The following is a 20,298-nucleotide window of genomic DNA, read 5'->3' on the forward strand; positions in this document are numbered from 1 at the left end:
ATCGCCTTGTAACACTCAGGCAAGAAGCGATTCACGCGCGGTCGCGATAGTGGCCGTATGTCCAGCACACCGCGGTTCCTGCAAGGCGTCTACGCGTTCACCGGAACGGGGCTGACGAAACCGGCACCGATCGATCCGTCCCTGACCTACGTGGTGCCCCCGGGTATGACGGCACAGCCCCTCTACTTTCGTGGCGGGAACAGCTCGGGCGAACTGATCTACGTGACGCTGATGCGGGACGGCCAGCCCATGCGCATTTTCCCGATGGGGGCGCGGTCCTCGGTCAACGTCCCACTGCGGGTGGTGGAGGACGTGGACCCGGATACCACCTTGGAGTTGGTTCTGGCGGCACCGGAAGCGACGAGCGGTGAGGTCGTGATCGACTTCGGAATGGTCATCTTCTGATGCCTGTCGACGTCACGCCGCACGACGATGCGACCACCGCCAAGCGGAAGCTGGTGGTGGTCGGCAACGGTATGGCCGGCGCACGGACCGTCGAAGAAATCCTGTCGCGCGGCGGCAGTGAACTGTTCGACGTCACGATGATCGGTGACGAGCCCTACGGCAATTACAACCGGATCATGCTCAGCCACGTGCTCTCCGGCGAGGCGACCCTCGACGACGATGACCTGATGCTCAACCCGATGGCGTGGTACCGGGAGAACGGGGTCACCCTCTATTCCGGCGACAGCGCCGAGGGCATCGATCGGTTCGCCAAGACCGTCACCTGCGCCAGTGGTCGTGTCATCGATTTCGACGTCCTGATCATCGCCACCGGGTCCAACACTTTCTTCCCCAACATGGATGGGCTGCGCGAGTCCGATGGGCGGCTGGCACGCGGCGTCTTCGGATTCCGGACCATCGAGGACACCAACGGCATGCTGCAGATGGCGACGTCGCGCGACGACGTCCGTGCCGTGGTCATCGGTGGCGGTTTGCTCGGCCTGGAGGCCGCATACGGGCTGAAGACCCAGGGTGTCGACGTCGACGTGGTGCACTCGCCCGGCCACCTGATGAATCAGCAACTCGACGAACGCGGCGGAAAGGTGCTGCGCAACAAGATCGAGGAACTCGGGGTCGGCGTGCACACCGGTAAACGCACCACCGCCGTGCTACGCAACGACGACGGCACCGTCAGTGGAGTCGGATTCGCCGACGGCGAATCCCTGCCGGCAGACATGATCGTGGTCACCGCCGGCATCCGGCCCAACGTCGAGCTGGCACGCAGCTCGGGGCTCGTCATCGAACGCGGCATCGTCGTCGACGACCAGATGCGCTGCGAGGACGAGGGTTCCATCTACGCCGTGGGAGAGTGCTGTCAGCACCGTAGCGAGGTGTACGGTCTCGTCGCGCCGCTGTGGGAACAGGCGGTGGTGCTCGCCGACGTCATCACGGGTGCGAATCCCCATGCGGAATACCACGGTTCGCGACTGACCACCAAGCTCAAGGTCGCCGGCGTCGACGTCGCGGCCATGGGCGTGAAGGGCCCCGAGCGTGAGGACGACGAGTTCGTCCAGTTCTACGAACCGCGTAGCGGCATCTACAAGAGCGTGGTGGTCCGCGACGACAAGCTCATCGGGGCGATGCTGCTCGGCGACATCTCGAAGGCCAACTTCCTCACGCAGGCCTTCGACGAGAAGGTGCCGCTGCCCGAGGAACGTATCTCGATGCTCTTCGACATGGGTACTCCGAGCGCTGAGACCGGCGCGGCAGAGCTCGCCGACGATGTTCAGGTGTGCAACTGCAACGGTGTCACGAAGGGGGACATCGTCTCCTGCGTGCGATCCGGATGCACCAGTGTGAGCGAGGTGTGCGCAAAGACCCGCGCCGGCAAGGGATGTGGCTCCTGCAAGCCACTCGTCGGTGACATCGTCGAGTTCGCCGCGGGTGATGCGCTGACCGTCGACAAGTCGGCGGACTGGTATGTGCCGTGTATCCCGCTGACCAAGCCGGAGTTGATCGACGCCATCAAGCGGCAGGATCTCCGTTCGGTGTCCGAGGTCTTCGAGAACCTGGCGCCCGACGGTGAGGACGCCACCGCGAAAATGCCGCTGTCGTCGCTGCTTCGGGTCATCTGGGGCACCGGGTGGAATCGCGAACCGGGCGCGCTGTTCGTCAACGATCGCGTGCACGCCAACATCCAGCGGGACGGCACGTTCTCCGTCGTACCGCAGATGAAGGGCGGCGTGACGTCGCCGCAGCAGTTGCGCAAGATCGCCGACGTCGCGGAGAAGTACGACATCCCGATGATCAAGGCGACCGGCGGCCAGCGCCTCGACCTGCTCGGCGTGAAGAAGGAAGACCTGCCGAAGGTCTGGGACGACCTGGGCATGCCGTCCGGGTATGCCTACGGCAAGTCGTTCCGGACTGTGAAGACCTGTGTGGGAACCGACTACTGCCGGTTCGGGCTCGGGGACTCGACGGCGCTGGGCATCGCGATCGAGACGCGCTATCAGGGCCTGGAGTCGCCGGCCAAACTGAAGCTCGCGGTCACCGGCTGCCCCCGCAATTGCGCTGAGGCCCTGTGCAAGGACTTCGGTGTGGTGGCGATCGGCGACGGCAAGTGGGAGATCCTCGTCGGCGGCGCGGCCGGCGCACACATCCGCAAGGGCGATCTGCTCGCGACGGTCGATTCGCCCGAGGAGGTGATCCGACTGTGCGGCATCTTCATCCAGTACTACCGTGAGCAGGCCAAGTGGCTGGAACGCACCTATGCGTGGGTGCCACGCATCGGTATCGAGGAGTTGCGGGCGATTCTGGTCGATGACCGCGACGGCATCGTCGCCGGTCTACAGGAGCGCATCGACGAGGCGGTGGCCGATTACGTCGACCCGTGGCTCGATCGCGAGGAGCCCCGGTCGCCTGCCCAGTTCACCTCCGCATTGCCGTTGCTTCCGCTCCCACAGGTTCCGGTCCGATGACCAGCGTCGACGCCGGTGTCCCGGTGGGCTCGATCGATGATCTTCTCCCGGGGGAAGGGCGGGCCTACCCGGTCGACGGTCGGCAGGTGGCGGTGTTCCGGATGACCGACGGCACGCTGCGGGCCGCCGACGCGGTCTGCCCCCATCGGGGAGGCCCGATCGCCGATGGCCAGTTCGATCTCGGCCACGTGGTGTGTCCGCTGCATCAGTACGTGTTCCGTTTCTCCGACGGCGGCTGTACCGCCGATGGGATCGGCTCGCTGGGCGTGTACCGCGTGGAGGATCGCGACGGACGTATCGTGGTCTGGCCGTGAGACGAGTTCCCTGGTGGGTGTCCGTGGCTTGAAGTGTGCGCACCAGTTCGACGATGCCCTCGTCGTGCAAGCACTTCGGCGCATGCCGCAGCGCAACTGCGAGTTCGTCACCAGAGGCGATCTCCGATTCGGGATGGCCGTACTGTTCGCACAGCGACGCGCCTGGCGCGCGGTGCGCAGGAGCGGGCGAGGGTGTGGACTGTATCGGATGTGCCGGGGAACCCAGACGTCGAGCAGCCGTAGCGCCGACAGGCAACTCAGCACCCGCCGGCCACAGCCGACAACACAGTGGCTATTGGCCCACGGTGTCGCGTACCCCCCGCCGCAGACGTCGTGGTGTGCCGCTCGTGAGCGCGACCCGGAGTTCGGTCCGAGTCACGCCGGTGCTCGGCTGACGGTGTGGTTGCTCGTGGTGAGATCGGCGTCGGGATGTGCTCTGTCGGGACAGACTCAGCGATCCGCCGTCAGCAGCAGTGACGCATGGTGCGGGACCCCGAGTGCCGTCACCATGCCGACCTCCGCCCCGGGCACCTGTCCCTCGCCGCGCTCGCCCCGCACCTGGCGCACCGCTTCGACGACGTGGTTGGCACCGAGCATGAAGCTATGTGCCAACAATCCGCCGTGGGTGTTGGTGGGGAGGCGGTCGTCGAGCCCGATACCCTTCGTCATCGCGAAATCGGCGCCCTCTCCCTTTGCCACGAACCCGAGGTCCTCGTACTGCAGGATCGTGTTGATGGAGAAGCAGTCATAGGCTTCGAGGAGATCGACGTCGGCCGGACTCAATCCCGCATCACGGAAGGCCTGGGGCCCGGAGATCGCCGCCGGCGTCACGAGATAATCGGTGTTCTGGGTGAACCATTCGACGCCGGACACCGCCGATCGACCCAACCCGACGCCGGCCACCCGGACCACGGGCCGAGGGAGGTCGCGGGCACGATCGACGGTCGTCATGACGAAGGCGGTCGCCCCGTCGTTGACCAGACAGCAGTCCGCGGAGCGAAGTGGCTCGGCCACCATCGGGGTCTCGAGGTAGCTCTCGAAGGTCATTTCTCGTGGTCGCAGCGCGCCCGGTGTGGTGAGCGCGTGTCGGTGGGCTTCGGTCGACACCGCGGCCAACGCATGCGCCGGCAGACCGAACTCGTGGTCGTAGCGCTGGGCCATCGCCGCGAAGTAGACCGGCTGTCCGTACCACCCGGCAGGCATCTCGAAGGTGGCCTTCACCTGGTCGTTGGCATGAACGGAGCGTGGACCGTCGTGCTGGGCGCTGAGACGGTGGCCGAACCAGCACACGACCACCGAGGCCTGCCCGCTCGCCAGCGCCAACTGCGCCAATCGTGGCGCGCTGACCAATCCGGCCCCGTAGCCGACCCCGTACGCCAGGAAGCCGAGATCGGGGCGAATGCCGGCTGCGTGTGCCACGTCCTCGGCCGGCGCCGTGTGCGGCATCTGCGCGGATTCGCTGACCATGCCGTCGACGTCGGCGGCGGTCAGCCCGGCATCGCGCAGCGCGGCGCCGACGGCCTCGGCGATCATGGACGTCAGCGGACGATCATCGCGCCGGGCATACTCGGTCTCACCCACCCCGACGATGGCGATGTCGCCGGCGATGGAAGTGTCCCAGCCTGTCATGTCACCCATCTAAAACTCCGATGTTTTGTGGTATCTCAAGGCTACGTCATGTCGCGGCATGACGGTATGTGGTTCGTCGAGCCTGTTCGCTGGACAAACGGATATGTGCAGTTACTGTCGGGCGCCACCTGGGCGCGGTAGCATGCGAGAAAGCAAATCATTCGATGTAGGGGCGGTTGGATGGACAGGAGTGATGCCGTGACATCCGGGTTGACCGGTGACGATGCCTCGTCACCGCTGACGTCGGCGAAACTGGATGTGCGCCCGATCCGATCGTCGTACCTCCAGGTCGCCGAACAACTGCGCGACCTGATACGGGGCGGTGATCTCACTCCCGGTCAGCGGCTCCCGGCCGAACCCGACATGGCCGCCCTGTTCGGCGTCAGCAAGGGCACCATCCGGGAAGCGTTGCGCATCCTGAGTTCTGAGGGAATGGTGACCACGCGTCGCGGTGTGCGAGGCGGGACCTTCGTGGTCGAACCCGATGCGAGCAAGGTCGAGGGCACCTTGAGCAACGCGTTCAACATCCTCGCCGTCACCAACAAGGTGACCGCCGACGACTTCCTCAACGCGTGGAAGGCCATCGACGTGCCGGCATCGGGCCTGGCCGCTCGGCGTCGCGGCGGTGAGCACGCCGATGCGCTGCTCGCCGCGTGCCAGGCGCCCGATGTGGACGGGTCACGAGAGCAATCTCTGGAGTTCTCCGCAGATTTCCACAACCTGCTGCTGAGGGCGTCGGGTAACCAGTTGCTGGAGTTGATGGGTCGTCCGGTGTCGGCGGTCGCCCGCGCGCGGTTCTCCGGCACCTCGCCGACCGAGGAGTTCTGGCACACGAACTGCACAGAGCATCGACGAATCGCGGAGGCGATCATCGCCGGCGACAGCGAGGCGGCGGAGGCGGCGACCGCCGAGCACATCGAATCGCTCCGTCCCTATTACCGCGCGCAGCGCGAGAGCTGACCGCGGTGGCAGTGCCTTCCGGCCACGGGAGGCACTGCCACCGCGGATCTTTCAGCCCAGTTCGAGCGAACGGCTGATCAGGTCGCGCATGATCTCACTGGTGCCCGCCCAGATGCGGGTGACGCGGGCATCCTTCCAGTCCCGGGCGACCTGCGATTCGTTCATGAACCCGTAGCCGCCGAACATCTGCAGACAGGTGTCGGTGACCTTGCCCTGGACCTCCGAGGTCCACAGCTTGGCCTTGGACGCATCCACCGCGGTGAGATCACCGTCGGTGCTGGCCGCGATGCAGGCATCTACGTAGGCGCGGGTCACGTCGATGCTGGTACGTAGGTCGGCCAGCATGAAGCGGTTGTACTGGAACGAACCGATCGACTGGCCGAAGGCCTGACGCTCGCGCGCATAGGCCAGCGTGGACTCCAGCACCAGGTCCGCATGCGTGATGTTGCAGACGGCCGAGGCCAGACGCTCCTGGGCCAGGTGCTGCATCATCAGTCCGAACCCGCGGTCCAGTTCGCCGATGATGTTCGACGACGGCACGCGGACCTTGTCGAAGAACAGCTCGGCGGTGTCGCCCTCGGTCTGCCCGATCTTGTCGAGTTTGCGGCCGCGACTGAAACCCGGTGTGTCCGTGGGGACACCGAACAAGGTGATGCCCTTGGACCGGGTATCCGGGGTGGTGCGGGCGGCGACAATGAGGAAGTCGGCGCTGTAGCCGTTGGTGATGAAGATCTTCGAGCCGCTGATCAGCCAGTCGTCGCCGTCGCGTTCGGCCTTGGTGCTCAGCGACGCCAGGTCCGACCCACCGCCGGGCTCGGACATGGCCACGCCGGTGATCATCTCGCCCGAACAGAAGCCCGGCAACCAGCGCTTGCGCTGCTCCTCGGTGGTGCGCTCGACCAGGTACGGGGCCACCACGTGGGTGTGCACACCGAGGGCGCACGAGTAGGCCAGTCCGGCGCGAGTGAGCTCCTCGTCCATGACGGCGTTGAAGCGGTAGTCCTCGGCGCCCGAGCCGCCGTACTCCTCGGGCACGCACAGTCCGAGCAGGCCGAGTGCACCGGCACCGCGCCAGACGCTGCGACCGATCATCCCTTCCTGTTCGTACTCCGCGCTGTTCGGGATGATCTCCCGGTCGACGAAGTCGCGGACGGACTTTCGGAAGTCTTCATGGTCTTGGTCGTACAGGGTTCGACGCACGGTGGATCACCTCTCAGAGATTGCTGGTGTGGAGTTCGAGCGCGTCGGCGAAACGCTCCTGGGCGTGGGCCCGCATCGACGGAACATGCTGCGAGGGCACCTCGCTGGGCTCGTACTCGCGCAGGATCCGGCGGGCCACCGTGGAACGGTGCACCTCGTCGGGGCCGTCGTAGATCCGCGCGGCACGGGCGGCGCGGTACATGTACTCCAGGGGCAGGTCGGTGGTCAGGCCGAGCGCCCCGTGGATCTGGACGGCCCGGTCGATGACGTTGTAGAGCACCTGCGCGCCGTAGAACTTGATCAGCGAGATGTCGGTGAGTGCGGCCTTGACCCCATAGGTGTCCATCTTCCAGGCCGCCTGCAGCGTCAGCAGTCGTGCGGCCTCCATCTCGGCCTTCGAATCGGCGATCCAGTTCTGGATGGTCTGCTTGTCGGAGAGATTCGATCCGTGCGCGTACCGCGACAGCGACCGCTCACAGAGCATGTCGAAGGCCCGCTTGGACTGACCCAGCCAGCGCATGCAGTGGTGGATGCGGCCGGGCCCCAGGCGCTGCTGGGCCAGCAGGAATCCCTTGCCCTGTTCGCCGACGAGGTTCTCCACGGGCACCCGGACGTTCTCGTAGAGGATCTCCGAGTGCGCACCGAATCGGCCGAAATGCGGCTCGGGGTGTTCCATCGTGGGGACGTCACGCAGCACCGTGACGCCGGGCGTACCGGCGGGCACCACGATCATCGAGCTGCGCTGGTGCGGGGCGGCCTCGGGATCGGTCACGACCATCACGATGAGGATGTCGGCCACCGACCCGTGCGAGGTGAACCACTTGTGGCCGTTGATGACCCACTCGTCACCATCGCGCACAGCAGTGGTCGACAGCAGCGTCGGATCCGACCCGGCACCCGGTTCGGTCATCGAGAACGCGCTGCGGATGTCGCCGTCGAGCAGCGGCTGCAGCCAGCGCTGCCGCTGCCACTCACTGTCGGGAGCCTGTTCGATGCCCAACGCCAACAGCTCGGCGTTACCTGAGTCGGGGGCGTTGTTGCCGAACACCAGCGGCGCCAACCGCGACTGGCCGACGATCTCGTGCAGCAGACCGAGCTTGACCTGACCGAAACCGCCGCCGCCCAGGGCCGGCGGCAGATGAGCGGCCCATAGTCCGGCCTCCTTCACCCGCGCCTGCAGCGGACGCACCAGCTGGTTCATCTGGTCCTCGGTGAGGTCGAGGGTGTCCAGCGGGAACAGCTCGTCGCGGACGAAGTCCTGAGCCCAGTCCAGCTTCGCCTGGTATTCGGGGTCGGTGGAGAAATCCCACGCCATGGTTGTCTACCTTTCGTGTCAGCGACCGGACAGCACCGGCGCGAAGAAGTCCTGGTTCGCCTGCGCGAACTGCTCGATGGCGGCAACCGCCTTGCTGCCGCGCACCCAGGGGCGGATGACGAGACGATCCACACCGACGTCGCGGTACTCGTCGATCACCGCGCGGGAGACGTCCCCGGTCACGTGCACGCTCACCTCGAAGGGCACGGCCTCCCGGCCGGCGGCGGCGCGCCGCTCGTCGAGATCCCGGATACCGCGCGCGACCTCGTCGGGCGAGAGGTCCGAGGCCAGCCATCCGTCGCCGCGGGTGGCAGCGCGGCGCATCGCGGCCTTGGAGTGGCCGCCGAACACATACGGCGGGTGCGGACGGGTCGCGGGCTTGGGAGTCATCGACACCGGCGGCACCTGCAGCTGCTCGCCGCGGTACTCGGTGACGTCGTCGTCGAAGAGGCTGTCGAGGACGTCGAGGCTCTCGTCGAATCGCTTGCCCCGGCTGGCGAAGTCCTTGCCCAGGATCTCGAATTCCTCGCGGAGCCATCCGGCGCCCATGCCCAGGATGAAGCGTCCACCCGACAACTGGTCGACGGTCGCCACCGATCGGGCGATGTGGAACGGATCATGCAACGGCACGAGCGACACCGACACGGCCAGCCGCAGACGGGAGGTGCGGGCCGCGAGGTGGCCGAGCACCGCATACGGGTCGTAGAAGGGCAGATTGGCGTGGAAGGCGTCGTGGCCGCTGTCGCCTTCTCCGGCGTACGGGAACGACGAATCGTTCTGGACCGGCGTCACGGTGTGCTCGCCGACCCACACCGAGTCGTAGCCGAGTTGCTCGGCGCGTTCGGCGACATCCACGAGCTGGTGGGGCCGAAGGGGGAACAGTGCGATCCCGAACCTCATCTCGCACCTCGAAGTCTGTAGTAGGGGTAGGGAGCTGGGCCGGTGTCGGACGTCTCGTCGGACCGGGTGAAGCGCAGTTCCAGTGCGGCGTCGCACCGTAGGTGGACACCGTCGGCGATCACCGCTGCGACCCGGCACCGCGGGGCGTACTCGGGTAGCACCAGGCCGACGACATAGGGCTCGGTGTGTCCGGGTATCAGGGACCGCTGCACCCGCGTGAAGCTGAAGAGGGTGGCCGTGGCGCCCACGTGCTCCCAGAGGTAGGTCGCGTGGTGGCACGGTGAGCGATCGGTCAGCGGATACCAGCACCACTGCGCGCATTCGGAACAGCGCGGAAGGCGCAGTTCCCGCTCGGACAGGCCATCCCGATACGGACGAAGCCATTCCACGTCAGGCGGTTGCCACAGCGGTGCGGTCGGCCGGGTGTCGGTCACCATGGTGAGTCGGCGACCCGATTGTGGACCGGTCGGGCCTCGCGCCAGTCGGGTACGCCGAACTCGGGTGTACCGAGCAGGGTTTCGCCGTTGGTGACTTCGGCCCAGTGGGCGTGATTGAGCTGGTGCAGCGAGAAGCACGCCTGCAGCGCGTTGTAGAAGCCCATGTTGTCCACGGACTGGTTGACCGAGTCCTTGATGAGCAGGGCGGCCATCGTCGGGCGCTCGGCGATGCGCCGGGCGAACTCGACCGTCTTGTTCTGCCGTTCCTCCGGAGCGAAGACCTTGGACACCATTCCGATCTCGTAGGCCTCACGCGCGCTGATCGAGTCACCGGTCAGCAGGAGTTCCTTGGCACGGCGGGGGCCGAATTCCCAGGGGTGTCCGAAGTACTCCACACCGCACATGCCGAGGCGTGAGCCGACCACATCGGCGAAGGTGGTCTCCTCGTCGGCCACGATGAGATCGCAGGCCCAGGTCAGCATCAGACCGGCGGCGTACACCGTGCCGTGGACCTCGGCGATGGTGATCTTGCGCAGGTTCCGCCAGCGGCGGGTGTTCTCGAAGAAGAAGTGCCACTCCTGCAGCATCCGGTTCTCCGTACCCAACCGGGTGCCGCCATGGCTGGTCATCGTCGGATGCTGATCGGGACCGGGGGTCCGCTCACGCACGTCGTCGGAAGAGCCGAGATCGTGACCGGAGGTGAACATCGGGCCCGTGCCGCCGAGAATGATCACACGCACCTGGTCGTCGGCTTCGGCCCGTGCCAGTGCGTCGTCCAACTCCACGAGGAGTCCGCGATTCTGCGCATTGCGTGTGCGTGGCCGATCGAGCAAGACGCGGGCGATCACGCCGTCGTCGAGCAGCTCGTAGCTGATGTACTGATAATCCGGCGTTGACATCTAGTCTCCTGTTCTGGCCGGGACGGTGTCCCGGCGTAGCATCTGGGCGGCCCGGTCGAAGAGTCGATCGACGGAGGGCACGGCGCGTTCCCAGGCCTCGTCGATCCGACGGCCGGTCCGGTGCAACATGATGTTGCGTGCCGCTATCGCGCCCATGCGAAAGCCCGCAAAGGCGCGGAAGTAGTCGAGATCCGCGTCGTCCACGTCGATCGTCTCCCGATAACGTGCGACGACCGCGTCGAGATCGACGCCGCCCCGGCGTTCGCTGGGGTCCCAGGAGTGCGGATCGTTCATCATCAGAAACCAGCCCAGATCGGCCAGCACGGGGCCGATCGAGGCGACCTCCCAGTCGATCACCCCCGCGATCACCGGATCGGTCCCGGCATTCGCGAAGAGAATGTTGTTGGTCTGGAAGTCTCCGTGGCAGAGCCCGATGGACGGGGCGGCCGGAACTTCGTCGAGCAGGGCGACGGCGACCTCGCCGCCGCGAGCGCTCCAGTCCTTGTCGCGTCCGGAGTCCAGAACGCGGCGCCAGAAGGCGATCTCGTCGGGCACCGTGGACGGCTGCGCCCAGTCGGCCAGTGACGACGTCCAGTCGACCTGGTGTATCCGTGCGAGCGCGTCGGCGGCGACCTGGTGACAGGCCAGCAGGCTCGCCGAATCCATCGTGGTCACGCGCTCGGAACCCATCTCCAGCGGTGTCCCGGGTAGGCGAGTGACGATGAGGTACGGGACGCCGAAGTGATCGGTGTCCGCGGAGTGGAAGCGGACCCGGGCGCACGGCACTCCCGCGTTCTCGAGAGCGCGGAGCAACGGGACCTGACGGATGACGTCATACGCGCCGGTCAGTCGTACGCCGGAGGGCGGCAACCGGATCACGAGGTCCTCGTCGCCCTCGGGGGTCGACACCACAAACCGGTAGGTGTGCCCGGAGTTGCCGCTGATGTCCACTACATCCTCGATGTGGGCTCGGCCGCCGAAGGTGTCGGCTGCCCACTTCTCGAGGCCTTCGCGGTGTCGTGATGCGGGGCCTGCATCCGCAGTGTCCATCGTGTGGCTCGCAATCGTCGAAGAATGTGACGTGGGGTATACATCCGAGTTATAGTCCTTTTAATCCTATAGAGCAAGACATCGGCCTGAAGGTCGGTATCGCGAGAGAGAGGTGTAGCATGGCGGACGAGCGGCAGTATGCGGGCAAGACCGTGCTGATCACGGGTGGAAGTCGTGGTCTGGGCAAGGAGATGGCGCACGGTTTCGCCGCGCAGGGCGCCCGCGTCGTGGTGGTGAGCCGCAATGAGGATGTGTGTGTCGAAGTGGCCAACGAACTCAGCGATCGCCACGGCGTCGAGGCGCTGGGCATCGGGTGCCACATCGGGCGCTGGGATGCGCTCGATGGACTGGTCGATCAACTCGACGCCCGATCCCTCGGGGTGGACGTCCTGATCAACAATGCGGGGATGTCGCCGCTGTATGACGGTCTGGCCAACGTCTCGGAGGCGCTGTGGGACAAAACCTTTGCGGTCAATCTGCGTGCCCCGTTCCGGCTGAGTGCGCTGCTCGGTGAGCGCATGGTCACCCGCGGTGGGGGCAGTATCGTCAATATCAGCAGCATCGGTTCGATCAGGCCGGGTCCGGAGATGGCGCCCTACGTCGCCGCCAAGGCCGGACTGAACGTCCTCACCGAGGTCTTTGCGCAATCGCTGGGTCCGACGGTGCGGGTGAACACGATCATGGCCGGTGCGTTCCGGACGGATGTGAGCGCGCACTGGGACCCCGCCGAGGTGGACCGGGTGACCGCGCAGACCGCGCTGCAGCGCACCGGGGCGCCATCGGAGATCGTCGGTGCGGCGCTGTTCCTGGCCGGCGAGACTGCTTCGTTCACCTCCGGCGCGATCCTTCGCGTCGACGGAGGGCGTGCCTGATCGACGTGGCACCTGATCAGTGCTGGTCGTGAACGGTACTGGTGACGATCAGCGTCGCGATGCGGCGTCGGGGCAGTTGGCCTGCGAACTGCCCCGAACCGCCTGCCGGAGTGCGAATTCCACAACCGACCGGTGGTAGGGCGCCGCCGCGTGGCTGAGGCTGACATTGTGGCCGGAGCCCGGCTGAATACCCAGTGTCAGCGACTCGGCGTGAGCGAACAACTGTGCCATCGAAGTGAGTTCCGCGTCGTCAAGGTTCCAGACGCGTTCATCCTCGGCCAGCACGATCTGGGTGGGGATCACGATCCGGCGCGCCAGTCTGGGTAGCTCGTCCTCCCACTGCAGTACCGTTGCCCATTCGCCCCGCGGGGTCGATGAGGACACCGCGCGGGCCGTCTCGGCGACATTCGGCGGATACCACCGGTCGCGGCCCCAGAACATCTCACGTGACAGGGGGCTGTCCGATCGGCCGAGCAGGTGATCGCGCATCGCGGCGGCGTAGTGCCATCCGACTCCACCCATGTGTAGGCCGGCTGCGGGCCGAACCCCGGGTGCTGCGGCCATGTACGCCGCGACCTTGGCGCCCGTCGAATGTCCCACGAGTACAACCGGTGTCGACAGTCCACGGGTGTGCATGAAGTCGTCGACGGCCGCCCACATGATGTTCGCCTGCTGTGGTTCGGTCAGGCCTCCGGGAACCTGATGCGCCGATGCCCCGTATCCCGGTCGGTCCACAGCGAGGACCGCGGCCCCGTCGTCGGAGCCGAGGCGAAGCAGCGACCGGACCTCGGTGTCATCGGGTGATTCGGGGGTGTCGAAGTACGAGGCGCGCATACCGCCGCCGTGAAGCGCGACGATCAGCACGCGTGGGTGCGCCGGCATCGAGAGCAGAGCAGACATCTCGATGCCGGCGCCGTCGAGGAGCGCCGGTGACACTGCGCCGGTCATCGGGGGGTCACAGCGGTGCTAAGCAAGTGCGGGGCTCTCGTCGGCCACGAATTTCTGTACCTTTCCGCGGAGGATCTTGCCGTCGGGCGACAGCGGCAACTCGTCGAGCAGTTCCAGACGTTCGGGCAGCTTCTCCTTGGACAGCCCGGTGCCGATGAGGTGCGCGACCATGGTGTCGAAATCGAACTCCCGGCCGGGTTGTACCTCGACGACGGCGCAGGCTCGTTCGCCGTACTTCTCGTCGGGATATCCGACCACGATCACCTTCGCGACGGCGTCGTGCTTGCGGATCAGCTCCTCGACCTCGGCCGGGTCGATGTTGTAGCCGCCCCGGATGATCAGATCCTTCTTTCGCCCGACGATCTGCACGAAACCGTCGTCGGTGATCTTGCCGAGATCGCCGCTGCAGAAGTAGCCGTCGGGTGAGAGCAGACGTTCCATCTCGGCCGGGTCGGCCAGATAACCCTTCAACAGTGACGGACCGCGCATGGCGACCTCCCCGATCTCACCGGGCGGTAGCGGCCGGAGATCGTGGTCGAGGACCACGAGTTCGGAGTCCGGACCGGGGGCGCCGTCCATGACGTCGCGGTCGGCCTCGTCGTGCGAGAGCAGGTTGCTGGAGTGGGCCATGCATTCGGCCATCGCATACATCCGCAGTACCTCCACCCCGAGGTCGTTACGGGCACGCTGGATCAGGTCGGCGCTGATATAGGAGCCGCCGAGGGTGGCCGACCGCATGTGCGTCAACCGGCCATCGACGCCGAGAGCCTCTTCGCGGGCCTCCAGGAGCATGTACAACATCGTGGGCACCATCGTGGTCCACACGCAGCGATGCTTGTCGGCCAGCCGCAGGACGGCGACGGGGTCCCAGTGGCCTGCACGCACGATGGTCAGCCCGCGCGTGAGTCCGAGGTAGGTGAAGAAGGTGAACCCGGGCGCACCGGCACCGGCGCCGGTGACCAGGATCGACTCTCCCGGCTGGGCGTTGCTGAGCGCGCGCATGCGCTCGGCGGCCCAGTCCACGGCCTCCCAGCTGTGCATGACGCCCTTGGGCTGGCCCGTCGACCCGGACGTGACCCCGATGAGGGCCACCTCGGACCGGTCCACGTCGGTGCACGCCACCGGTGCCGATGTGACCGTGTCGTCCTGCGCGGTGATCGAGGCGGTCGATGCAGTGCGGGCGCCGTCGGGCGGACGGATCCCGGCCGGCGGGGCCGCACCGTGGAATGCGAACAGCGAGGCGTGGGAGCGCTGCATGAGGTGATTGATCTCCAACGTCCCCAACCGCTTCGGCACCGGTACCAGGACGAGTCCGAGGTGGGCGGCGGCGACGGCCAGCGCCACGTCGTCGGCGCTGGTGTCGTACTGCGCGATCACCCGGTCGCCGGCCTGCAGGCCCAGGCCGAGCAGCCGATTGATCGCGCCGTTCGCCTTTGCGGCCAGCTCGCCGCGGGTCCAGACGTCGTCGTCGATCACCAGCGCCGGAGCCGCGGCGTCGATGGCCACCTGACGCCGGAACGCTGCGGCGAGATTCGGATCATGGGAGGTCGCGGTCATGGATGGTCCTTTCGGAGGGCGTACGCCAAAGTGGCCACGGATCTGGTTGCAGAGCAGCCGAACTCAGTAGGGGCTGATTCCGCCGTCGACGTTGAGGATGGCGCCGGTGATGCCGGCACCGTTGTCGGAGGCGAGGAGTGCGGCCATCGCACCCACCTCCGAGGCCTGATTGATCCGCCCGGTCATGGTGGCGTCGGCGTAGCGCTGTACGTGCTCGGCGTAGGTGACACCGCGCGCCGCCGCCGCGCGAGCCCCGGCGGTCTTCATCAACTCGGTCTCCACCGGACCGACGCAGATTGCGTTACACGTGATCCCCTCGCCGCCATACTCCTTGGCCACTGCCTTGGTGAAGCCGTTCACGGCATGCTTGGCCATGATGTAGTGCGCAGAGTTGACGATGTTGGCCTGCTTGCCCTGGACCGAGCTGATGTTGATGATCCGTCCGTGGTGCGCGGCCACCATCGTCGGCAGAGCGCGACGCACAGCCCAGAACCCCGAACTGACGTTCCACGTGAACGCCTGCTCCCAGGCCTGGTCGGACAACTCGGCCACCGGCGCGAAACCGCTGGAGCCGCCGGCGTTGTTCACGAGAACATCCAGCCGACCGAAGTCGTCGATCACGGTGTCGATCGCCGATTCCACGGCGTCCTGCGACAGTGCGTCGGCCGAGACGAATCGCACCCGGTCCGCCGGTCCGATCGCCTTCGCCGCGGCATCGCCCTTGGCCACGTCGCGTCCGGTGATCACGACACGGTGTCCGGAGTCCGCCAAGGCCTGGGCGATGCCCCGGCCGATGCCGCCGGAGCCCGCGGTCACCACGGCGACCGGGCTGGTCGGATTGCTGCTCATCTGAATGGTCCTCCCGCACGCGCATGGGCCCGAACCGATGGCCGAATGTTCGCGAGGCCAGGTCGATGTGGTATGGCGCCCATGCAAGATTGCTTGTGACGCAGACTATACATTAATCATCCGACTTTTATCTATATTCGAAGCGGACCGATTCATTTTGGCTGTTGGACCTAGGAGGGCCGGGTCAAAGATCGGATCAATTGCAGGACGACGTCGGTCGGCTGTTGCGGCTCATGTGCAACGCCGCCCCAGGCCGGCCGGCCCATCAGAGAGGTGATCTATGCCGAAAGATCGAACCCACAACTTCGAACCGCTGACACCGCTGAAGTTTCTCCAGCGGTCGGCCACCGTCTTCGGTGACCGTGTTGCCGTCGTCGACGGCAACCGTCGATGGACCTACCGCGAACTCCTGGATCGTTCGGCTCGCCAGGCGGGCCTGCTCCGGTCGGTGGGGGTGGCGCCAGGGGACCGGGTTGCGGTGCTGGCACCGAATACGCACCTCATGGTGGAGGCCCATTTCGGTGTCCCGTTCGCCGGGGCGGTGCTGGTGACCCTCAACACCCGGCTCGACCCCCGCGAGCTCGCCCGGATCCTTGACCACGCCGAATGCTCGGTCCTGTTGTGTGACCCGGATTTCGCCGCCACCGCCGAGCAGGCGTTTGCCTCGACCGACGCCGATATCCAGCTTGTCGTCGCTGATCAGGGGTACGAGGCGCTGCTCGCCCGGTCAGTGCCGTGGATGGAGTTGCCCGACGATGAGGACGCGGTGCTCTCGCTCAACTACACGAGTGGTACCACCGGCGCGCCCAAGGGTGTGATGTATCAGCATCGGGGCGCGTATCTCCAGTCTCTGGCGGTGAACTCGCACTTCGGGATCACTGCGTCGTCGGTGTACCTGTGGACACTGCCGATGTTCCATTGCAACGGGTGGTGTCTGCCGTGGGCGGTCACCGCGGCCGGCGGCACACACATCTGCTTGCCGGCGGTGCGGCCACGTGAGGTGTGGGCGGCGGTCGACGAGTATCGGGTGACCCATTTGTGTGCGGCGCCGACCGTGCTCAGCTCACTGTGCGCGGATCCGGCCGCGCACACCATCGACGATCGCACTCTGTCCGTCGCGGTCGGCGGTGCTCCGCCTGCGCCTGCGTTGATCTCGCGGGCCACCGACCTCGGGATTGCGATCACCCATCTCTATGGACTGACCGAAACGTATGGCCCGCTGGCGATCTGTGACTGGCGACGCGAGTGGGACGAACTGGACCGTGACGAGCAGGCGGTGCTGCGGGCCCGGCAGGGAGTGGGCAATGTGATCGCCGAACAGATCCGCGTCGTGGACGAGTCCGGCGCCGACGTGCCCAGCGACGGCCGCACCGTCGGTGAGGTCGCGGTCCGCGGCAACAATGTGATGCTCGGCTACTACCGCGACGAGGCGGCCACCGCCGAGGCCATCCCAGATGGCTGGTTCCGCACCGGCGATCTCGCCGTGATGCATCCGGACAACTATCTGCAGATCCGCGATCGCGCAAAGGACATCATCATCTCGGGTGGGGAGAACATCTCCTCGGTCGAGGTGGAGTCGGCGCTCGCCGCGCACCCTGACGTTCTCGAGGCCGCGGTCATCGCGCTGCCCCACGACCACTGGGGCGAACGGCCGGTGGCCGTGGTGACACCCGTGGCGGGTGCCACCGTGAATTCCGACGAGATCCGCGCATGGCTGCGAGGCAGCCTGGCCGGGTTCAAGATTCCCGACAGCGTCGTGGCCGTCGACGAACTCCCGAAGACCGCCTCGGGCAAGATCCGCAAGAAGGAGCTGCGCGAGGACTGGGCGAGCCTCGGCGCAGGCTGATCGACGAACGGAACGGGCGCCGCTCCGGGTGGGGGAGGGGAGCGGCGCCCGTGGTTGTGGGGATCGAGGCAGTCGAGCGGATCAGACCCGTTCGGCGACCTTGACGGTGTCGTCGTCGCCACCGATGGCCGGGGCGGCGTCGACGAGGAGCTCCTCACGCGACCGGTCGATCAGGATCATCGACCCGATGAATCCGAGGACGCAGACGGCGATCAGGAAACCGGCCGGCGCGTAGACGTTGTCGGTGCTGGAGTACAGCGCCGTGGCGATCAGCGGTGCCGTTCCACCGACCGCGGCGCTGGCCACGCCGAACCCGATCGAGAAGCCGGCGCCACGGACCCGGGCCGGGAAGATCTCGCTGGTGGTGCACAGGGTCACCGAGACCACGCATCCCAGCAGGAGGCCGAAGACCGCCAATCCGATCACGGCGGCGGCCGGAGACGTCCGGATGAACGCGAACAACGGCAGGGTCATGACGGCCATCGCGATGCTGGCCGAGATCAGGATCGGCTTACGCCCGATGCGGTCGGAGTATGCCGCCAGGAACGGGATCGGGATCAGCGTGCAGGCCGCGCCGACCAGCGTGCCGGTGAGCGCGATGTCGCTGCCGAAGTCCGTCGTCGTGGTGATGTAGGAATTCAGGTAGGTCAGGATCATGTAGAACCCGGCCGAGTGCATCGAGCAGATCAGGATGGTCGTCAGCAGCTCGCGCTTGTAGGCGAAGACCTCGCGGACCGGGGACTTGGAGACCTCGCCCTTGCGCTCCAAGGCCTTGAAGTCGGGAGTGTCCTCCAGCTTCAGCCGGATGTAGAGGCCGATGATGCCGAGCGGACCGGCCACGAGGAAGGGCAGACGCCAGCCCCAGTCGTTCATGGCCTGCTCACCGAGCGTGAGCGCCAGGATCGCCGCCACCGCGGAGCCGAGCATGAAGCCGACCGTGGCCGCGAATGTCACCCACGAGTTGCCGAAGCCACGGTGCCCGGGCTTGGAGTGTTCGAGCATGAACGCCACCGAGCTCCCCGATTCACCGCCGGCCGACAGCCCTTGGAGGCAGCGCAGCGCGACGAGCAGGATCGGTGCGGCGATACCGATGGTGTCGTAGGTCGGGAGCAGGCCGATGGCCGTGGTCGCCACGGACATGATGAGGAGCACCAGCGCCAGCACCTTCAGGCGGCCGATGCGATCGGAAAGCGGACCGAACACCACCGCGCCGAGGGGGCGGAACAGGAACGTGAGCGCGAACGTCGCGAACGTCGCGATCAACTGCATCGACTCGTTCTCGTTCGGGAAGAACTGGTGTCCGATGTAGACGGCCACCAAGGCGTAGGCGGCGAAGTCGAACCACTCGATCACGTGACCGATCACGGTGGCGAGAAAGGTCTTTCGACGGGAGGGGCCGGTGCCTTGTCGGCTCGGCGAGCTGGTTGTCATCATCTGGGACTTTCGGTTCGATGGACGAAACAGTAGCTGTTCGCCAGGAGGTTCGGGGTCGGGGACAGGGATTAGATCAGGGCCTCGCGCGTGGAACTCGCGCGTGCTGCGGGGGTGGGGTCGTCGTCGGCCAGACAACACAGCGTTTTGCCGAAACTGCGTCCGTTGAGGAGGTCGACGAGCGCGTCGGGTGCCGAATAGATTCCGGTGTAGATGGTTTCGTCGAGCGTGAGATCGCCCGCAGCGACGTATTCGCCGAGTTCGGTTCGCATCGCATCGAACCTGTCGGTGAACTCGCCGGAGCGGAAACCGCGTACGGTGAGCGACTTGCTGACGATCTGAAAGAGGTTGGTCGGACCGGGGGACGGGGTGTCCCGGTCGTAGTCGGAGATCGCCCCGCACATGGCCACACGCCCGCCGGGTCGCATCACGTTCAGCGCCGCCTCCAGGTGGTCGCCGCCGACGTTGTCGAAGTAGACATCGATCCCGTCGGGGGCGACTGTTTCGAGGGCGGCGGTGAGGTCATCGGCGTGATAATCGAACGCCGCGTCCAGGTGAAACTCGTCGAGCAGACGAGCGACCTTCGACGGGCTGCCCGCGCTACCGATCACCGTGTACCCGCGCAGACGCGCGAGTCTGGCGGCAATGCTGCCCACCGCGCCGGCCGCGGCCGACACCCAGACGACGTCGCCCTCGCGGAGTCCGGCCACCTCGACCAGACCCGCCCAGGCGGCCATCCCGGTGTTGCCGAGCACGCCGAGATAGTCCTTCGGCCGATGGGTGGAGGTGTCCAGGGAGGTCAGTTGTCCGGCGCCGGCAAGGCCGCCCCCGGCGGCGTCGACGACCGCGTACTCGCGGTACCCCTGGGCGTGCATCACGGTGTCGCCGGGCGCGAAGCCGTCGACGGCGGACTCGACGACCTCGCCGATGCACAGACCGGCCAGGGTGTCGCCCGGATGAAACGACGGAAGGTAGCCACGTGGGCTCTGGGCGCCCAGTCGCATACGCACCGACGGGTCGATCGACAACCAGGTGTTGCGGACGAGTACCTGTCCGGTTCGCACCGGGGGAACCGTCGCCGTGACCACGGCGAAGTCGCCGGGCCGGACCCGTCCCAGGGGGCGGGATGCGAGCGTGACGTCGCGGCTGATCACGAGTGGACCACCGTAG

General features: G+C 66.6%; 18 protein-coding genes. 6 read left to right on the forward strand and 12 right to left on the reverse strand.

Features of this window, described 5'->3' with window-relative positions:
- The first annotated feature begins 57 nt into the window (after nucleotides 1-57).
- From V1Y59_RS14375 to V1Y59_RS14385, 3 genes are read left to right on the forward strand one after another with little or no spacing between them, the layout of a single operon-like run.
- On the forward strand, nucleotides 58-405 hold the full coding sequence (locus V1Y59_RS14375) for a molybdopterin oxidoreductase (protein ID WP_235724710.1): 348 nt from the start codon (nucleotides 58-60) through the stop codon (nucleotides 403-405).
- Nucleotides 405-2,921 (forward strand): nitrite reductase large subunit NirB, encoded by a 2,517-nt coding sequence (gene nirB, locus V1Y59_RS14380; RefSeq protein WP_330505648.1) that lies wholly within the window; start codon nucleotides 405-407, stop codon nucleotides 2,919-2,921. The genes V1Y59_RS14375 and nirB overlap by 1 nt, the downstream gene beginning before the upstream one ends.
- Nucleotides 2,918-3,235: a Rieske (2Fe-2S) protein gene (locus tag V1Y59_RS14385; protein ID WP_330505649.1), complete on the forward strand. Its 318-nt coding sequence runs from the start codon at nucleotides 2,918-2,920 to the stop codon at nucleotides 3,233-3,235. Before nirB ends, V1Y59_RS14385 begins: the two co-directional genes overlap by 4 nt.
- 450 nt (nucleotides 3,236-3,685) lie before the next feature.
- Here the strand turns inward: V1Y59_RS14385 and V1Y59_RS14390 are convergent, their stop codons facing one another.
- Nucleotides 3,686-4,873, reverse strand: a complete 1,188-nt coding sequence (locus tag V1Y59_RS14390) for a thiolase family protein (RefSeq protein ID WP_330505650.1) — start codon at nucleotides 4,871-4,873, stop codon at nucleotides 3,686-3,688.
- A 189-nt stretch (nucleotides 4,874-5,062) separates the two neighbouring features.
- On the opposite strand from V1Y59_RS14390, the gene V1Y59_RS14395 reads away from it, so the two are divergent.
- The gene (locus tag V1Y59_RS14395; RefSeq protein WP_330505651.1) at nucleotides 5,063-5,824 is read left to right on the forward strand and encodes a FadR/GntR family transcriptional regulator; all 762 of its coding nucleotides are present in this window, start codon (nucleotides 5,063-5,065) and stop codon (nucleotides 5,822-5,824) included.
- A 51-nt stretch (nucleotides 5,825-5,875) separates the two neighbouring features.
- Here the strand turns inward: V1Y59_RS14395 and V1Y59_RS14400 are convergent, their stop codons facing one another.
- The 6 genes from V1Y59_RS14400 to V1Y59_RS14425 are packed head-to-tail and all read right to left on the reverse strand — an operon-like array spanning nucleotide 5,876 to nucleotide 11,625.
- Nucleotides 5,876-7,024, reverse strand: coding sequence for an acyl-CoA dehydrogenase family protein (locus V1Y59_RS14400; protein WP_330505652.1), 1,149 nt, complete (start codon nucleotides 7,022-7,024; stop codon nucleotides 5,876-5,878).
- Between the two features lie 13 nt (nucleotides 7,025-7,037).
- The gene (locus tag V1Y59_RS14405) at nucleotides 7,038-8,339 is read right to left on the reverse strand and encodes an acyl-CoA dehydrogenase family protein (protein WP_330505653.1); all 1,302 of its coding nucleotides are present in this window, start codon (nucleotides 8,337-8,339) and stop codon (nucleotides 7,038-7,040) included.
- Nucleotides 8,340-8,357: 18 nt separating this feature from the next.
- Complete coding sequence (locus tag V1Y59_RS14410; RefSeq protein WP_330505654.1) at nucleotides 8,358-9,239, reverse strand: LLM class F420-dependent oxidoreductase; 882 nt, start codon at nucleotides 9,237-9,239, stop codon at nucleotides 8,358-8,360.
- On the reverse strand, nucleotides 9,236-9,676 hold the full coding sequence (locus V1Y59_RS14415) for a Zn-ribbon domain-containing OB-fold protein (RefSeq protein ID WP_330505655.1): 441 nt from the start codon (nucleotides 9,674-9,676) through the stop codon (nucleotides 9,236-9,238). Before V1Y59_RS14415 ends, V1Y59_RS14410 begins: the two co-directional genes overlap by 4 nt.
- The gene (locus V1Y59_RS14420; RefSeq protein ID WP_330505656.1) at nucleotides 9,670-10,575 is read right to left on the reverse strand and encodes an enoyl-CoA hydratase; all 906 of its coding nucleotides are present in this window, start codon (nucleotides 10,573-10,575) and stop codon (nucleotides 9,670-9,672) included. Before V1Y59_RS14420 ends, V1Y59_RS14415 begins: the two co-directional genes overlap by 7 nt.
- Nucleotides 10,576-11,625, reverse strand: coding sequence for a phosphotransferase family protein (locus V1Y59_RS14425; protein WP_330505657.1), 1,050 nt, complete (start codon nucleotides 11,623-11,625; stop codon nucleotides 10,576-10,578).
- A 119-nt stretch (nucleotides 11,626-11,744) separates the two neighbouring features.
- On the opposite strand from V1Y59_RS14425, the gene V1Y59_RS14430 reads away from it, so the two are divergent.
- Nucleotides 11,745-12,497 carry an SDR family NAD(P)-dependent oxidoreductase gene (locus tag V1Y59_RS14430; protein ID WP_330505658.1) on the forward strand — a complete coding sequence of 251 codons (753 nt, stop codon included), beginning with the start codon at nucleotides 11,745-11,747 and terminating at the stop codon, nucleotides 12,495-12,497.
- Nucleotides 12,498-12,545: 48 nt separating this feature from the next.
- On the opposite strand, the gene V1Y59_RS14435 is transcribed toward V1Y59_RS14430, so the two are convergent.
- The 3 genes from V1Y59_RS14435 to V1Y59_RS14445 form a co-directional block, all read right to left on the reverse strand.
- The gene (locus tag V1Y59_RS14435) at nucleotides 12,546-13,445 is read right to left on the reverse strand and encodes an alpha/beta fold hydrolase (protein ID WP_330505659.1); all 900 of its coding nucleotides are present in this window, start codon (nucleotides 13,443-13,445) and stop codon (nucleotides 12,546-12,548) included.
- An 18-nt stretch (nucleotides 13,446-13,463) separates the two neighbouring features.
- Nucleotides 13,464-15,002 carry a class I adenylate-forming enzyme family protein gene (locus tag V1Y59_RS14440; protein ID WP_330505660.1) on the reverse strand — a complete coding sequence of 513 codons (1,539 nt, stop codon included), beginning with the start codon at nucleotides 15,000-15,002 and terminating at the stop codon, nucleotides 13,464-13,466.
- 63 nt (nucleotides 15,003-15,065) lie between these two features.
- Nucleotides 15,066-15,851 carry an SDR family NAD(P)-dependent oxidoreductase gene (locus V1Y59_RS14445; protein WP_330505661.1) on the reverse strand — a complete coding sequence of 262 codons (786 nt, stop codon included), beginning with the start codon at nucleotides 15,849-15,851 and terminating at the stop codon, nucleotides 15,066-15,068.
- A 280-nt stretch (nucleotides 15,852-16,131) separates the two neighbouring features.
- On the opposite strand from V1Y59_RS14445, the gene V1Y59_RS14450 reads away from it, so the two are divergent.
- Nucleotides 16,132-17,697: a long-chain-fatty-acid--CoA ligase gene (locus V1Y59_RS14450; RefSeq protein WP_330505662.1), complete on the forward strand. Its 1,566-nt coding sequence runs from the start codon at nucleotides 16,132-16,134 to the stop codon at nucleotides 17,695-17,697.
- Nucleotides 17,698-17,778: 81 nt separating this feature from the next.
- Here the strand turns inward: V1Y59_RS14450 and V1Y59_RS14455 are convergent, their stop codons facing one another.
- A complete protein-coding gene (locus V1Y59_RS14455; protein WP_330505663.1) occupies nucleotides 17,779-19,131 on the reverse strand; it encodes an MFS transporter in 1,353 nt (450 codons plus the stop codon).
- Between the two features lie 68 nt (nucleotides 19,132-19,199).
- Entirely contained in the window at nucleotides 19,200-20,282 is a 1,083-nt protein-coding gene (locus tag V1Y59_RS14460) for an NADP-dependent oxidoreductase (protein WP_330505664.1), read from the reverse strand.
- Between the last annotated feature and the right edge of the window lie 16 nt (nucleotides 20,283-20,298).

This window comes from Gordonia prachuapensis (assembly GCF_036350515.1).
Lineage (GTDB): Bacteria > Actinomycetota > Actinomycetes > Mycobacteriales > Mycobacteriaceae > Gordonia > Gordonia prachuapensis.

Bases quoted from the DNA above. Each gene is read 5' to 3' on its own strand.
- V1Y59_RS14455 (WP_330505663.1), bottom strand. From the start codon at position 19,131: ATGATGACAACCAGCTCGCCGAGCCGACAAGGCACCGGCCCCTCCCGT.
- V1Y59_RS14405 (WP_330505653.1), bottom strand. From the start codon at position 8,339: ATGGCGTGGGATTTCTCCACCGACCCCGAATACCAGGCGAAGCTGGAC.
- V1Y59_RS14385 (WP_330505649.1), top strand. From the start codon at position 2,918: ATGACCAGCGTCGACGCCGGTGTCCCGGTGGGCTCGATCGATGATCTT.
- V1Y59_RS14425 (WP_330505657.1), bottom strand. From the start codon at position 11,625: ATGGACACTGCGGATGCAGGCCCCGCATCACGACACCGCGAAGGCCTC.
- nirB (WP_330505648.1), top strand. From the start codon at position 405: ATGCCTGTCGACGTCACGCCGCACGACGATGCGACCACCGCCAAGCGG.
- V1Y59_RS14450 (WP_330505662.1), top strand. From the start codon at position 16,132: ATGCCGAAAGATCGAACCCACAACTTCGAACCGCTGACACCGCTGAAG.
- V1Y59_RS14390 (WP_330505650.1), bottom strand. From the start codon at position 4,873: ATGGGTGACATGACAGGCTGGGACACTTCCATCGCCGGCGACATCGCC.
- V1Y59_RS14420 (WP_330505656.1), bottom strand. From the start codon at position 10,575: ATGTCAACGCCGGATTATCAGTACATCAGCTACGAGCTGCTCGACGAC.
- V1Y59_RS14440 (WP_330505660.1), bottom strand. From the start codon at position 15,002: ATGACCGCGACCTCCCATGATCCGAATCTCGCCGCAGCGTTCCGGCGT.
- V1Y59_RS14415 (WP_330505655.1), bottom strand. From the start codon at position 9,676: ATGGTGACCGACACCCGGCCGACCGCACCGCTGTGGCAACCGCCTGAC.
- V1Y59_RS14375 (WP_235724710.1), top strand. From the start codon at position 58: ATGTCCAGCACACCGCGGTTCCTGCAAGGCGTCTACGCGTTCACCGGA.
- V1Y59_RS14435 (WP_330505659.1), bottom strand. From the start codon at position 13,445: ATGACCGGCGCAGTGTCACCGGCGCTCCTCGACGGCGCCGGCATCGAG.
- V1Y59_RS14445 (WP_330505661.1), bottom strand. From the start codon at position 15,851: ATGAGCAGCAATCCGACCAGCCCGGTCGCCGTGGTGACCGCGGGCTCC.
- V1Y59_RS14430 (WP_330505658.1), top strand. From the start codon at position 11,745: ATGGCGGACGAGCGGCAGTATGCGGGCAAGACCGTGCTGATCACGGGT.
- V1Y59_RS14410 (WP_330505654.1), bottom strand. From the start codon at position 9,239: ATGAGGTTCGGGATCGCACTGTTCCCCCTTCGGCCCCACCAGCTCGTG.